Here is a 14,590-nt window from a genome sequence, read left to right on the forward strand (position 1 = left end):
TATGATTAGAGGAATCCGCCAACAGGATCGTGAACTAATATAGTAGCGAAAGCTGGACCTGAGTAGAGGATCTGCATACGCAGGTTCTCTTTTTATACTTGGATAAAGATACTGTTCTTCAGAAGAAACCGTTCTTCAGATCGATAAGAGGATCATAAGTTATTAATGCAATGAAGGGAGATTAATCAATTTGACGAGTGGAAAAATACTGGGCATTGCATACAATGTCATTCCTGTGACAAATGTAGAGCAGTCAGCAGCATGGTTTGTGAACCATTTTGGATTCAATATCAGGCAGCCTAGAGAAGGCTATATTAGCCTATTTAGAGACAATAGACCGATTCTCGATTTGATTGAAAGTGATCATGATTCCAGAGCCGTATTTCAAGTGAGGCAGAAAAAGAGATGGGTAATCACTTTTTTTACTGACGATATCATCAAACTCCATACTGAACTCACTGCTGGTCATGTCCGTGTTGGCAAAGTTAGTGATGAGGGTGTATACGGGAAGTTTTTTACTTTCGAGGATTTGGACGGTAATCTGTTCGACGTCTGGGAGCATCATGACTGTGAATTAGTATATTAGGTTGAAATAGCTGGGCAATCAATATGAGTGAGGAGGACGTGCGTAAAATGAGCAAAGAAAAAGTTAGACTAATCAAACCTTCAGCAGAATATAAAGAAACGTATATGGCATTTTATGAAGACTGGGTTGCAAGCGGAGAATCGATGGTACCGTGGGTCATTTCGAAAGAGCCCTACCCTTTTGAAGGGATGTTAGCTTTTTTGGAACGTAGTGAACAAGGCATTAATATACCGGAAGGCTGGGTTAGGGACAGTACATATTGGCTCGTGACGGAAAGTGATCGAGTGGTTGGAGCCGTGAATATACGACATGAGCTGAATGAGAAGCTGTTTCATAGCGGAGGACATATTGGTTACGGGATTCGTCCAGGCGAGCGGCAAAATGGATACGGTGCCGAAATCCTCAAGCTGTCCTTGGAAATCACGAAAGATCTCGGGATCACGAAAGTGCTGGTTGTATGTGACGCGCACAATGAGGCATCCAGAAGAGTTATTCTTCGTAACGGAGGGATTCAGGATCAAGACTATGTTGAGCCTGATGGGAATATCGTAGAGCGGTTCTGGATAGGTGATGTCGAATAATGTTGAGAAATGTTGTGATTTAACGAAAATAATATGGATTATGATTGTAATACCCACGTCTGCTGATTTAAAATAAAGGGTAGAATCTGGATTGCGGCCGGAAACTACCATTCTATCAGGCATAAGTGAGGTTTTATTATGAATCATCCGGTTAATCGGCCCGGCGTATTGAGTATCTGGATCTCTATCGTGCTTTTGCAATCATGGCTGTGGTTGCTATTCATGCGACTTCAACGGCAGTTGCCCATTATCCCAAGCACACGCTGGATCATGACTTTTATTATTTTTGGAACAGCTTTCTGCAATTCGCCGTACCCGCATTTCTGTTCCTCTCCTCGCTGGTGTTGTTCTACAATTACAGCTCCAAGATGAAGGAAAAGGGCTGGATGCCCACTTTTTATAAAAAGCGATTATTTTATGTTTTTGTGCCTTATCTGGCTTGGTCACTCATTTATTTTATCGTCAAGCAGTGGCTAGCAAACAAAGAGCCTTTGGCACATGTGAAGCAGTTCTCGGAGCAATTGTTAACCGGTACTGCACACACGCATCTATATTTTTTTCTAATTATTTTGCAATTTTATGTGGTATTTCCACTGCTTCTTTCGTTAACACGTTATCGTTTATTTAATCAATATTTACCGTTGTTCTTTATTGCGGCACAGGCAGTTTTTTACGCCCTGCATCTGCAGTTTCATTTCTCACGGATGGGGAGTTTGCTGCCAAGTTACTTGATTGTTATTGGATTCGGTGCCTGGATTGGGTTGAACTTCGATGCAGCAATGAAGAAACTGTTCTCCTACCGTTATGTGTTGATCGCTGCATTGTTGAGCGGAGGGGCCGTCTTTATTTATGGCAACACATATGTAAAAACGACTTTCGCCGCATCTCCGGCGCTAACCTATACGCTGCTATTTCTTTTCCGTAATCTGTTTACTCTTTCGGCCTGCTTGCTCTTGTTAATGACATGTGAACGAATGGGCGCTTGGAAACAGAGCAGATCTAATCGGGCAACTCGCATTTTGAACTCTTTGGGCACGGTGGCGTTTGGTGTATTCTTAATACACCCATTAGTACTGTTGTTCTGGAGAAGAGAACTCACCGTGGAGCTCGCTCCACATTTTAGCCTTGGCATTATGCTTTCTTATGTTGTAGCAATACTGCTCTCATGGATTATTGCCATGGGACTCCGACGTATGAAGTGGGGATGGGTTCTGATTGGACGTTAATGTGGGCACACTGTGAAACGATGAATATAAAGTAAAACCGAAAGAGAGATTTCAAGCCCTGAACTTTCAGTGGATGGCTTGAAATCTCTTTTTATTTGTCCACGAGGCGTTATTATGGATTAATGTCCATAAAATTCAAGTAATGGAATACATGTAACTGAAGTCAGGAGTGGTGGAATGAAGTTTATCATTATTTTTGGTCCACAGGCTGTAGGGAAAATGACGGTTGGTCAGGAATTGGAGAAGATCACTGATCTGAAATTGTTTCACAATCATATGACGATTGAACTGGTGTCGCCCTATTTCAGTTATGGTACGCCTCAAGGAAAGAGGCTTGTTAACCTGTTCCGTCAGGAGATTTTTGAAGAAGTGGCGAGGAGCGAGCTGCCCGGTTTGATTTTTACATTTGTATGGGCTTTCGATATGAAAGAGGATTGGGATTACATTCGAAAAATCAGTGCGTTGTTCGAGTCCGGAGGTGCTGAGGTATGCTATGTTGAACTGGAAGCTGATTCGACGGAACGTCTGGTTCGTAATAAAAGCCCACATCGGCTGCTGCACAAAGCAACGAAGCGGAATGTCGAATGGTCCGAGCAGGATCTGATTTCGAGCATGGAGAAATATCGATTGAATTCAGAGCCCGGAGAAATTACGCACGAGCATTATTTTCGAATCAATAACACGCATAAGAGTGCGACAGAGGTTGCTCAACTCATCCAAGAACGATTCAAACTGTAATTGAAAGAGGAGGCGAAAAAGGCATGTACTTTATTTTGGCTTTAGTAGTAGGAGTTGTTCTCTGTCTTCTGTTCCCATATGGTACGATTCTGGCAGGTGCTATTATATTTGCACTTGTTGCAGACAATTATCGTCAGACCATGAGTATGCGCGAGGATATTCGATCCATCAAGCATCATCTGGGACTGATGAACAAGGGTGAAGCGGAAGAATACAAGATAGATGAACAGTTGACTAATGTCGAACACTTGGATTCGGATCAGTTGAAAGTAATTAATCGCAGGATTGAAGCAGAGTTGGAGAAGGAAAGCCGCAACAATAAATCATGATGAAACGATTACACGAAAAGGGGGACATGAATGACTATTCATATAGATAATACTGAAGAATACGATAACCCTGCGTTATACGATCAGGAGAATAATGCATACCTTGAAGATGTGAAATTCCTTTCCCAATGGGCTGCATATACGGAGGGCGTGATTATTGATATCGCATGTGGTACAGGAAGAGCGACTATTCCATTAGCAATGGAAGGTCACCGTCTGGTTGGTATAGATATCCATCAAGGTATGTTAGAGGAAGCCAGAAACAAGACAGCTGATCTCCAGGTAGCTATTGAGTGGGTGGAACAGGATTGTACCAAACTGCAATTAAATGTGGTAAGCAGGCTGATCTACTCCATTGGCAATTCGTTTCAACATTTCCTGACCAATGAAGCCCAGGATGGATTGTTATCCTCAGTGAACAAGCATTTGGAGATGGGAGGTCTCTTTATTTTTGGTACACGCTTCCCGAGCACAGAGGAATTGTTGCAACCTCCGATTGAAGAATACTGGAGAAGCTATGTCGATAGTGAAACCTATAATGCTGTCGATGTATATACCGTCAGCCGATATGATTCAGTCCAGCAGATCCAGCACTATACTACAACAAGGAAGACGAAGGATGGAAATGGAAATATCATTAGTGAAAAAGGGACCAATATCCGTTTAAGATATACATATCCCCAAGAGATGGAGCGTCTATTACGTACAAATGGATTCAAAATACTACATCTCTACAAGGATTGGCATGGTACACCGCTAACTGAAGAATGTTATGAAATGATATATGTCTGTCAAAAATGTGAGCAAAGCGTGACGAAATAAAAATAATTAATTTTTTGTATGAAATTTTTCATTATTCGGACACATGAAGCCCTCTAAAATAAAGGGCTTTTTTTGTATATTTTTGATCCGAATTCAACTTGATTTTAAGAAGCATATAAATAAAAAAAAGGTAAATAAGTGCAAGCGTTTTCTGTCTGAAATGAAGCGGAATTATTTATGAACGTATCTATCAATTTTGGCTTCTATGCACAAAGTCAAGGGCCAGTAAAAGGTGTCTAATACAGACAGGTATTGAAATTAAGGAATTGGCGTTCCGGGTGTCAAGTATAATTCTCTGGATAAGGCGTCATGCTAAGGGAGTGGTCTTGATGGAAAGGCAGGAAAATACAGCTTGATTATACGCAAACAGAAAAAAATACAAAGCAGCTGAACAGATTCATTTAGACGTTCAACATGTGGTTTGTTAGCGATAAGGCATCATCGATTTTTTTGTTGCACATTGTAGAAAAATGTAATACCATGAACGCACATTAGTTAATATTGAAGTGAAAAGGCAAGGCCAGTGACCTCGTTGAAGGTACGGTTTGCCTTTTTCTGTATATTGGAGTGGATAAAGTGAAGATCGAGAAGGTGTTAAACAATAATGCTGTAGTTGCGATTAAAGACGAACGTGAGGTTATTGTCATTGGACGGGGCATTGCTTTTCAGAAGCGAGCTGGCGATGATGTGTCCGAGCAGCATATTGATAAGATATTTACTTTACAGAATGAAGATATCCAGGAAAATTTCAAGGCATTAATCGCGAGCATACCACTGGAATACATGAAAGTGTCTGAGGAGATTATTGCCTATGCCAAGCTGAAGCTGGGGAAAAAGCTCAACGAGAGCATCTATCTGCATCTGACAGATCATATTCATTTTGCCATTGAACGTTATCGTAACCATCTGCCTATCCGTAATGGATTGCTTTGGGAGACCAAGCAGCTTTACAAGGATGAATATGAGGTAGGGCTGGAAGCGCTGAATATGATTTGTGATCAGTTTGGTGTGCTTTTGCCGGAAGATGAGGCGGGTTTCATGGCACTTCATTTTGTAAATGCGGCACTAAACGAAGAGATGCCTAACATCCGAAGCATGACTCAAGTGATGCAGGAGATTTTGACGATTATTAAATATCATTTCAAAATGGACTTTGACGAGAACTCACTGAATTATTATCGATTTGTGACCCATCTGAAGTTTTTCGCCCAACGGCTGGTGAAAGGCAAGCATTACAAGAGCAACAACGACGATGAGTTATTTGAGATGATTCAGAAGAAGTATCCTGAAGCGCACAAGTGCTCGGAGAAAATTCGAAAATTCATTGAAAATAACTACACGTATCAACTGACTAACGAAGAAATGATGTACTTAACCATTCATATCGAACGCGTGGTACATGCCACATCAGAGTAACGATATTACAAAATAAAGATTCTTAAAAAAACGCTTGCAAAAGTTCAGAAGTTATTATATTATGAATTCATAAAGTAAGCGCATACATCAATCGGATTGTAACTGTTCAATCAGGCAATTCCGATACTTCCGACCACTCTGGGTCCGTAAAGATGGGTTGCAACTTACTTTAAGATGAAGTTGTTAGTGTAACAACTGAATATCGCTGTGTACAGCCTTACAGGGTTGCAACCGTTAAGGGCAAAACCTGAATTGCTGAATAACATGACTTATTTCCGAATTATCGGGAACGTTATGTATGTTCAGTAGTTCAGGTTTTCTTTGTTTCACAAGCATCGGGAGTCTACTTAGAGAGGGAGAATTACTATGAACTACGATCAACTGGCCAAAGACATCTTGTCTGGTGTAGGGGGAGCCAAAAACGTAAACAGTGTATTCCATTGCGTAACCAGATTGCGTTTCAAACTCAAAGATGAAAGCGTTGCTAAAACGGAGGAACTTAAAAATCTGCCAGGTGTTATTACCGTTATGCAGAGTGGTGGACAGTATCAGGTCGTTATCGGCAATGAAGTGCCGGATGTATATAAAGCAGTTGTTAAGGCAGGTAATCTGCCTGCTGAAGGACAGGTTGCAGAGGAACAGGAAGATTTGGGTAACAAGGGAGTTTGTTCAGTCGTTTTATCGACATGATCTCTGGTGTATTCACACCTCTGCTCGGACTACTCGCTGCGACAGGGATGATCAAAGGTTTTACAGCGATGTTTATATCCTTTGGATGGATAACGAATACATCAGGAACGTACCATCTGTTGAATGCAACGGGTGACTGTCTGTTCTACTTCTTCCCGGTATTCCTTGGTTATACTGCGATTAAGAAATTTGGCGGATCACCGTTCCTGGGTATGGCGATTGGAGCTACGCTGGTTTATCCAACGCTATCCGGGTTATCTACGGGAGATCCACTGTACACCCTGTTCGCAGGTACATTGTTTGAATCACCCATTCACATTACGTTCCTGGGCATTCCTGTTATTCTGATGAACTATTCATCATCGGTTATTCCGATTATTATCGCTACATTCTTTGCTGTAAAAATAGAGAGATTCTTCAAAAACGTCATTCCTAAAGTGGTTAGTACGTTCCTGGTTCCATTCTTTACATTACTTGTTATTGTTCCAGCAACATTCCTTGTAATTGGTCCAATCTCTACTTGGGCAGGTCAATTGATCGGTGCAGGAGCAACAGGCATCTATGAATTAAGCCCGCTCGTTACAGGTTTGGTCATCGGTGGTTTGTGGCAAGTGTTTGTACTGTTCGGTCTCCACTGGGGATTGGTGCCGGTTATGCTTCTAAACCTGAGCACGTCTGGATCCGATCCGGTGGTAGCGATGTCGTTTGCCGCTTCCTTTGCTCAAATTGGTGCAGTATTGGCTGTCATGTTAAAAACGAAAAATGCCAAATTGAAATCGTTAAGTATTCCAGCCTTCATTTCAGGTATTTTCGGAGTCACCGAGCCAGCCATTTACGGCGTGACGCTTCCGCTGAAAAAACCGTTTATCATGAGCTGTATTGCAGGTGGTATTGGTGGAGCCATCTTAGGGTTCTTCGGGTCTAAAATGTACATGTTTGGTGGACTTGGCGTATTCGGGTATCCAACCTTTATCAACTCAGCCACTGGCGTTGATTCCGGATTCTACATGGCACTTGTGGCAACAGCGGTTGCGTTCATACTTGGTTTTGTTCTTACCTACATCGTTGGATTCAAGGACAAAGTAGAAGCAACGCCAGTGTCTGCTCCAGCACCTGTGCTTGATCCAAATCCGAACAACAGATTCGAAATTTTCAGCCCAATGGCTGGTGAAGTGGTTGAACTGAAAGAAATCAACGACGTTACATTTGCTGGCGAGCATATGGGTAAAGGGATCGCCATCCGCCCAACCAGCGGCAGAGTGGTATCCCCGATTAATGGAGTTGTGCAAACCGTGTATCGTACGAAACATGCCATTGGATTGGTCACGGATGATGGTGTTGAGATGCTGATTCATATCGGACAGGATACGGTACAACTGAAAGGCCAACATTTCAATGCTCATGTGAAAGACGGCGACCGTGTAAATGTAGGGGATCTGATTATGGAATTCGATCTGCAAGCCATCAAGGATGCCGGATATGAGACGGTTACACCCATTATTATTACGAATACGTCGAATTATCTGGATGTCGTGGGAACCAAAGATGCCGTTGTGAATGAAAAAGACAAATTGCTTACAGTGCTCAGTTAATTGAATGTTTTCAATACGAATAGGAGGAATAGCCGATGTTTGAAAAATTAACAGCCTTCCCGGAGAATTTTCTCTGGGGAGGAGCAACGGCAGCGAATCAGCTTGAGGGAGCATATCTTGAGGGTGGCAAAGGATTGACTACCGTTGACCTGATTCCAACAGGTGCCAATCGATTCCCTATTGCGATGGGAAAGCTGGATTCTTATGACCCGAAAGCGGGGGAGTTCTACCCTTCCCATGAAGCAATTGATTTTTACCATCGGTATAAAGAAGACATTGCCTTATTCGCGGAAATGGGATTTAAGTGTTTCAGAATGTCCATTGCCTGGGCACGGATATTCCCAAATGGTGATGATGTTGAGCCGAATGAGGCAGGATTGCAATTTTACGATGATGTCTTCGACGAATTATTAAAATACAATATTGAACCCGTGGTCACCATCTGTCATTTTGATGTTCCAGTGCATCTGGTCGAGACTTACGGCGGATGGAAAAACCGCAAGATGATTGGATTTTTCGAGACTTATGCAAAGACGCTGTTCAATCGTTACAAGGACAAAGTGAAGTATTGGATGACGTTTAATGAGATCAACATGCTGCTGCATCTACCATATATCGGCGCGGGTATTGTACTTCAGGAAGGCGAGAACAAAGACCAGGTTCTCTATCAGGCAGCCCATCATGAACTTGTGGCAAGTGCCCTTGTCGTTAAGGCTTGTCATGAAATAATCCCCGGTGCTCAGATCGGTTGTATGCTTGCTGCTGGGATGGTCTACCCTTACACATCCAACCCAGATGACGTATGGAAAGCGATGGAGCAGGATCGGGAGTCCTTCTTCTTCATCGATGTTCAGTCCAAGGGAGCTTATCCAGGTTATACCAAGCGTTTCTTCAGAGAACATGAGATCCTGATTGATATGCAGCCAGAAGATGAACATATTCTCTTGCAAAATACGGTCGACTACATCGGTTTCAGTTATTATGCCAGTCGCTGCACAAGCGCGGATCCAGAGATTTTAAAGGATTCGACGGAAGGCAATGTATTTGGCTCGGTGAAGAACCCTTATCTTCAAGCATCGGAGTGGGGATGGACGATTGATCCCAAAGGACTTCGGATTACATGTAACCAGCTGTATGATCGCTACGGTAAACCGTTGTTTATTGTGGAAAACGGACTTGGCGCTACGGATGTATTGCTGGACAATGACACCGTTGAAGATGACTACCGCATTGAATATCTGAATCGTCATTTTGCCGAGATGGCTGAAGCCATTCAGGATGGAGTTGAGCTTCTGGGCTACACCAGTTGGGGACCCATTGATCTGGTCAGCGCAGGTACCGGGGAGATGAAGAAACGGTACGGCTACATTTATGTAGACCGAAACAATGATGGGACGGGCACACTTCGCAGAGTGAAAAAGAAAAGTTTCCATTGGTACAAAGAGGTTATCGCCAATAATGGCGCGCAATATTTCTGATTTGAGGTGTTGCTGCTTTTGAATAGACAAAGAGCAGTCTCGTTGACACGGGATTGCTCTTTGCTTTTCAGGATGAATTTGACCCATGATGTGTGTGGTTTTTTAATTTTTTTGTTCGTGAACATAGAAGAGGCTTTGCTTAATCCAAACATCAACGGATGTAGATGCATTAGGGGACTTGCAGACTTTGATAGGCATTCAGTCGCCCATATGTCCAGTAGATCCCGGAGCCTGATACAGGTTCCGAAGCGAAGCATAATGCATCCCGAATCTGAGCATTCGTTTTGCCCTGTGCAGCCAGCAGAGCCGCTACTCCCGCTACATGGGGAGCAGCCATGGACGTTCCACTAAGATAAGCATAAGAGCCACCCAGGTATGTGGACAAGATGGAATCCCCTGGCGCAGCCATATCTACCCAGGATCCATAATTGGAGAAATTGGATTTGAGGTCGGAAGGATTGGTTGAAGCTACTGCAATGACGTTGGGATAAGACGCGGGCACGATCGGATACGAAGTATTATCATTACCTGCTGCTGCGATGATGACAGCGCCTCGATCCCATGCATACTGCACAGCAGCCTGAAGAAAGGCTTCTCCCGTAGGCCCGCCGAGACTCAGGTTAACGACTTGAATACCATTGTTGGCGGCGTAAACAAGTCCGTTTCCGACGTTGCCCGTTGTACCTTGTCCATTGTTATCGAGTACACGGAGCGGAACAATGGAAGCAAGCGGTGCAGCACCTGCAATGCCCACTCCATTGTTGGTAATGGAAGCGGCGATTCCGGCAACATGCGTGCCGTGCCCGTTACCATCTTCAGGGATATTGTCGTAATCAACATAATCATAACCAGGCAGGATCTTGCCAGCGAGCTCGGGGTGATTCAGTTGTACGCCTGTATCAATAATCGCGATTTTGACCGAACGGTTACTCTGGGAAATATCCCAGGCAGCGGGAGCATTGATTTTTTGCAGGTTATATTGGTATGGAAAAAGGGGTCATTTGGCGAAAACGATGACTGAAGATAATAGTTGGGTTCAGCGTGTTCGATCAGCACATGATTCTTGTAATGCTTTAACATACGGTGCATTTTCTTTCTTGATTCGATGCGATACCATCCCAGACCTTCATACGTTTCGGCTACGCTGCATTTTGCTTTTTTATGCAAGGTGTTTATCTCGTCGGCTGTCGTACCTTCCTTGAACTTAATTAACAACTGCTTTGGCGCATGGGGATGAAACTTCTTGGTTGCGCGTTTATCTTCCACATAGCGATAGACAAACCCCAACGCAAGCAGGACTGCAGCAGAGATCCCTAGCGATAACCACATATGTTCTTCCCCCTCGAATTTGATTGATGACACGCCTTATAGTATGCGAACCCTATCAGATCGCGCGGGCTTTCTTCTATTTTGGTTAGTAGCTTAGATAGATTGATAGGGAAGGTTAAATTCGGTAAGATGAGAAGCAGAGGGCGAACATGCGTCTAAATGGGTTCGTAGATGGAGTTGTCATCAGACTCGAATATAACGAATAAGGAATGTGGTTTTTTTGGCACAGTTTCAGATAAAACCGAGAGTTATCGCTATTCAGGAGCACCTGATGAATGATGCAATTGATTTTGCCATGCGTGTACGCAGAGAAGTGTTTCCAATGATAGATCATGAGAGAATACCTACTGACTTGGAGCAATTCAGAGAACATTATCTGGATTCAGCCGATACGATCTTTCTTGTTGCCGTCATGGAAGACAATCGGATTGTGGGTTCCATTGGTATCCTGCCGTATGATGGGCGCATCGAAGCAATGGCAGGACGATACCCTTCGCAGTCTACGGCGGAAATTGTGAAATGCTATGTGGATTCAGAGTATCGCAGATATGGCATCGGTTCACTTCTCGTGAGAGAACTGGAGAAGGTGGTGGCAGAACTGCACTATACAACGTTGTATTTACATACGCATCGCTTCTTGCCTGGGGCCGTCGATTTCTGGAAACGTCAAGGGTATACGGTTATTGCTGAGCAGGACGATGACTGGCAAACCGTACACATGGACAAGTCAGTAGGCCAGTTATTTCAACTAATATAAGCCTCAGCAAGAGACTGCAAGATGGAATGACTTGAAGTGTATGCGGATTCCTTTGTGGGCTGACACAGAAACAATGCCTGTCGGCACTCGCGGAAATTATAATGAAGTAGAATAGCTGGATTTTAAATGGTTTGATATAACATAGACAAGCTACATGATGGGGGCAAACGCAGATGAGCACAACGAATCGAAAGATTGTTTTTATAGATATTGATGGCACACTGGTAGATGATGACGGCAACATTCCGGTGTCTGCACAACAGGCGTGCAAACAGGCGCGTGAAAATGGACATCTGCTCTATTTATGTACAGGACGATCGAAGGCCGAAATCTATGATTCTATTTGGGACGTAGGATTTGACGGTCTGATCGGTGCCGGTGGAGGATATGTTGAGTTTGGTCAGGATGTGTTATATCACAAAAGGGTAACAGCTGAAGACGTTCGGCATATGGTCGATTTTTTCAATGAACATCAGATCGACTTCTACCTGGAATCCAATTCGGCCTTGTACGCCAGCGCCAATCTTCAATCTCATCTGGAACGTCGCATCTATGGTGATGTGCATAATGATCCCCATGCCAGAGAGAAAAAGAACAAAAGCCACATCCGTTTATTGCCGGGTTGACGTATGGCGAAGCGGATTTATACAAGGATGACGTAAACAAGGTTTGTTTTCTGGAAAGCTCTACGATTCCATTCGACCGGATCAAGCAGGAATTCGAAGGCAAATTCGAAGTCATTCAGTGCACCGTGCCCATCTTCGGTGAAGGCAGTGGCGAACTGATGATCCCGGGCATTCATAAAGCCATTGCTATTGCGGATTTGTTGGAGCATCTGGGTATGTCCCGTAAAGATACCCTCGCCATCGGGGATGGCATGAATGATGCCGAGATGCTGGAGTTTTGCAACGTAGGGATTGCGATGGGAAATGCCAAGCCAGGTCTCAAAGCCATTGCAGATGATATAACCGGAACAATTGAAGAGGATGGTTTGTACCACAGTTTTGTGAAATATGGATTGATTGAGTTCTGATTAACCTTAAACAGAGTGGAAGAGGTGGCATAGATGTCGGAAGGAATAAAAGTTGAGCTGGAAGTTAGTGCATTCGGTCAGGAAACCGTTCCATCGTACGACGATTCGTTTCGTAAGCATGAGATTGCAAGAACTCGTATTTTACCTAGAGAAACAACATTGGCACAGCTTGAAGAAATGGTAAAGGAAATGATGGCGGAGATTAAAGTGGACTTTCAACAACCAGAACAGTTGTTAGCCAAAGTAACCCTGAGAGCCAATGAAACAGACGGGATACTGAAATATTTGGGTTAAGGCAGCATCTGTTTCATGAACAATGTTTTAGGCTCAGGATCGTTCATAAACAACCCTTCTCCATGAGTTAAACATATGAGCATTTTGCATAAATCCAAAGAGCGTCTTTTAATCAACAATACCTAAATCGAATGATGCAAAATGCTGGAATAAGAACGTAACAGGCATCTCCACGACAGGAGATGTCTGTTTTCGTTAACCCTCCAATTTTTTTATCATTGCATAACTTAAAATGAAAGTTTATTATATTTTTGAAAACAAGGGATTATATGGCTGGAAAAGAAACTTGAATAAACGAAATATAAAGTTGAACAAATGGGGGATGCTGGATGAGTAATTTAGCTTTACTGTTTCCTGGACAAGGTTCTCAGATTGTTGGGATGGGTAAGAGTTTTTGGAACCATTTTGATGTAGCTAAGAATCGATTTGAAGAAGCCAGCGACGCTATTTCTTTCGATTTAAGAAAGTTGTGTTTTGAAGGCAGCATGAATGATTTGACACTGACTATGAATGCTCAACCTGCCCTCTTAACTGTTAGTGTTATTGCTTTTCAAGTTTATATGCAAGAAATAGGCGTGGAACCCACTTTGTTGGCAGGTCATAGTTTAGGAGAATACTCGGCTCTTGTATGTGCTGGTGTTCTTTCTTTTCATGACGCCATTAAGCTTGTGAGACAAAGAGGCATCATTATGAACAATGCAGATCCGCATCAGCAGGGTACTATGGTAGCTATTTCTCAGATTAAATTAGAATCACTTCAAAAAATATGTGAAGAAGTTTCAACACAAGAACACCCTGCATGTGTGGCTTGTATGAACTCTGACCAGCAATTTGTCATTTCAGGACATCGTCAATCCATACAACAAATAATAAAAATGACGGAATCCATGGGCACTAAACATTCTTATTTGAACGTAAGTGGTCCTTATCATTCTCCTATGATGCAAATTGCAGGGGATCAATTTAAAGCAGAATTAGATCAAAAACAATATAAACAAGCTAAATATCCTGTTATTTCCAATGTTACAGCAGCACCGTATCAGCCTGATCTACCCGTCGTTGATTACTTAAATAGGCAAATGACTATGCCTGTAAGATGGTTAGAGTCTATGCTGTATTTGCTTGAACATGGGATTACAGAAGTGATCGAATTGGGGTCTAAAAATGTATTAGCAAGTCTGATGAATAAAATAACTAACAGGATAGTTCCATATTCATTAAATCAACCTTCTGATCTAATCATGCTTACGAATACAAATGAAAGAAAAAATAAGTTGTTAAATATACGTAAACATATATTATCTGAATTGATGGTGACCTCACTCATTTCACGGAACTATAACAAAGATTCCATAGCTTATACCCAAACGGTAGAACCCTTATTTCTAAAATTACAAAGGGTAAAAGAACAAGTAGACAACCATGAATATGAACTTAGTGAAGAAGAAATAAATCATTCCATGCAGATCTGTCATTCAATTCTCTCTGCGAAACAAATTACAAAGAATAAAACTTCATTGATTAATGCAATCTAATGTAAATAATACCAATGCTGTTATTTTGAAAAGTTTGTAAAACGTTCCAGGCTACCTCTTAAAAAGGTAGCCTTTTTGTCGTTTAGACAGATTAGTTTATAGTTTGAATTTGATGGGTATCCTCATTTTTTGTCATAAATATGTAAAAAATGTATTATTTAATTGCTAAATATTTTGTATTTTT

Annotated in this window: 13 protein-coding genes and 2 pseudogenes; 13 read left to right on the top strand and 2 right to left on the bottom strand. The window is 42.4% G+C overall.

Annotated features, from left to right (window positions below):
• Positions 1-190: 190 nt before the first annotated feature.
• The 9 genes and pseudogenes from ACTWJ7_RS15750 (at position 191) to ACTWJ7_RS15790 (ending at position 9,458) form a co-directional block, all read left to right on the top strand.
• Positions 191-586, top strand: a complete 396-nt coding sequence (locus ACTWJ7_RS15750; protein ID WP_079349305.1) for a VOC family protein — start codon at positions 191-193, stop codon at positions 584-586.
• Positions 587-633: 47 nt separating this feature from the next.
• Positions 634-1,167 carry a GNAT family N-acetyltransferase gene (locus tag ACTWJ7_RS15755; protein WP_301877411.1) on the top strand — a complete coding sequence of 178 codons (534 nt, stop codon included), beginning with the start codon at positions 634-636 and terminating at the stop codon, positions 1,165-1,167.
• A gap of 176 nt (positions 1,168-1,343) precedes the next feature.
• Complete coding sequence (locus ACTWJ7_RS15760; RefSeq protein ID WP_443146383.1) at positions 1,344-2,393, top strand: acyltransferase; 1,050 nt, start codon at positions 1,344-1,346, stop codon at positions 2,391-2,393.
• Positions 2,394-2,570: 177 nt separating this feature from the next.
• Positions 2,571-3,131 (top strand): AAA family ATPase, encoded by a 561-nt coding sequence (locus tag ACTWJ7_RS15765; RefSeq protein ID WP_079349302.1) that lies wholly within the window; start codon positions 2,571-2,573, stop codon positions 3,129-3,131.
• A gap of 23 nt (positions 3,132-3,154) precedes the next feature.
• Positions 3,155-3,460, top strand: a complete 306-nt coding sequence (locus tag ACTWJ7_RS15770; protein ID WP_079349301.1) for a hypothetical protein — start codon at positions 3,155-3,157, stop codon at positions 3,458-3,460.
• 30 nt (positions 3,461-3,490) lie between these two features.
• Positions 3,491-4,282, top strand: coding sequence for a class I SAM-dependent methyltransferase (locus ACTWJ7_RS15775; protein WP_079349300.1), 792 nt, complete (start codon positions 3,491-3,493; stop codon positions 4,280-4,282).
• A 576-nt stretch (positions 4,283-4,858) separates the two neighbouring features.
• Positions 4,859-5,698: a BglG family transcription antiterminator LicT gene (gene licT, locus ACTWJ7_RS15780; protein WP_024630513.1), complete on the top strand. Its 840-nt coding sequence runs from the start codon at positions 4,859-4,861 to the stop codon at positions 5,696-5,698.
• Positions 5,699-6,064: 366 nt separating this feature from the next.
• Positions 6,065-7,980: pseudogene (locus ACTWJ7_RS15785) on the top strand (beta-glucoside-specific PTS transporter subunit IIABC).
• A 35-nt stretch (positions 7,981-8,015) separates the two neighbouring features.
• A complete protein-coding gene (locus ACTWJ7_RS15790) occupies positions 8,016-9,458 on the top strand; it encodes a 6-phospho-beta-glucosidase (RefSeq protein ID WP_079349297.1) in 1,443 nt (480 codons plus the stop codon).
• Positions 9,459-9,627: 169 nt separating this feature from the next.
• Here ACTWJ7_RS15790 and ACTWJ7_RS15795 read toward each other — a convergent pair whose 3' ends face one another.
• Positions 9,628-10,431, bottom strand: a complete 804-nt coding sequence (locus ACTWJ7_RS15795) for a S8 family peptidase (RefSeq protein ID WP_443146384.1) — start codon at positions 10,429-10,431, stop codon at positions 9,628-9,630.
• Positions 10,341-10,787 carry a S8 family serine peptidase gene (locus tag ACTWJ7_RS15800; RefSeq protein ID WP_443145615.1) on the bottom strand — a complete coding sequence of 149 codons (447 nt, stop codon included), beginning with the start codon at positions 10,785-10,787 and terminating at the stop codon, positions 10,341-10,343. The genes ACTWJ7_RS15795 and ACTWJ7_RS15800 overlap by 91 nt, the downstream gene beginning before the upstream one ends.
• A 220-nt stretch (positions 10,788-11,007) precedes the next feature.
• Here ACTWJ7_RS15800 and ACTWJ7_RS15805 point away from each other — a divergent pair, with 220 nt between their 5' ends.
• The 4 genes and pseudogenes from ACTWJ7_RS15805 (at position 11,008) to fabD (ending at position 14,406) form a co-directional block, all read left to right on the top strand.
• The gene (locus ACTWJ7_RS15805) at positions 11,008-11,544 is read left to right on the top strand and encodes a GNAT family N-acetyltransferase (RefSeq protein ID WP_443145616.1); all 537 of its coding nucleotides are present in this window, start codon (positions 11,008-11,010) and stop codon (positions 11,542-11,544) included.
• A 173-nt stretch (positions 11,545-11,717) separates the two neighbouring features.
• A pseudogene (locus ACTWJ7_RS15810) lies at positions 11,718-12,577 on the top strand (Cof-type HAD-IIB family hydrolase).
• Positions 12,578-12,610: 33 nt separating this feature from the next.
• Positions 12,611-12,871 (top strand): hypothetical protein, encoded by a 261-nt coding sequence (locus tag ACTWJ7_RS15815; protein WP_079349293.1) that lies wholly within the window; start codon positions 12,611-12,613, stop codon positions 12,869-12,871.
• A 329-nt stretch (positions 12,872-13,200) separates the two neighbouring features.
• Positions 13,201-14,406, top strand: coding sequence for an ACP S-malonyltransferase (gene fabD / locus ACTWJ7_RS15820; protein WP_079349292.1), 1,206 nt, complete (start codon positions 13,201-13,203; stop codon positions 14,404-14,406).
• Positions 14,407-14,590 lie beyond the last annotated feature (184 nt).

Origin of the sequence: Paenibacillus sp. 1A_MP2, assembly GCF_052244825.1 — a bacterium.
GTDB classification, from domain to species: domain Bacteria; phylum Bacillota; class Bacilli; order Paenibacillales; family Paenibacillaceae; genus Paenibacillus; species Paenibacillus vandeheii.

Bases quoted from the DNA above. Each gene is read 5' to 3' on its own strand.
- ACTWJ7_RS15770 (WP_079349301.1), top strand. From the start codon at position 3,155: ATGTACTTTATTTTGGCTTTAGTAGTAGGAGTTGTTCTCTGTCTTCTG.
- ACTWJ7_RS15800 (WP_443145615.1), bottom strand. From the start codon at position 10,787: ATGTGGTTATCGCTAGGGATCTCTGCTGCAGTCCTGCTTGCGTTGGGG.
- fabD (WP_079349292.1), top strand. From the start codon at position 13,201: ATGAGTAATTTAGCTTTACTGTTTCCTGGACAAGGTTCTCAGATTGTT.
- ACTWJ7_RS15755 (WP_301877411.1), top strand. From the start codon at position 634: ATGAGCAAAGAAAAAGTTAGACTAATCAAACCTTCAGCAGAATATAAA.
- ACTWJ7_RS15775 (WP_079349300.1), top strand. From the start codon at position 3,491: ATGACTATTCATATAGATAATACTGAAGAATACGATAACCCTGCGTTA.
- ACTWJ7_RS15790 (WP_079349297.1), top strand. From the start codon at position 8,016: ATGTTTGAAAAATTAACAGCCTTCCCGGAGAATTTTCTCTGGGGAGGA.
- ACTWJ7_RS15765 (WP_079349302.1), top strand. From the start codon at position 2,571: ATGAAGTTTATCATTATTTTTGGTCCACAGGCTGTAGGGAAAATGACG.
- ACTWJ7_RS15815 (WP_079349293.1), top strand. From the start codon at position 12,611: ATGTCGGAAGGAATAAAAGTTGAGCTGGAAGTTAGTGCATTCGGTCAG.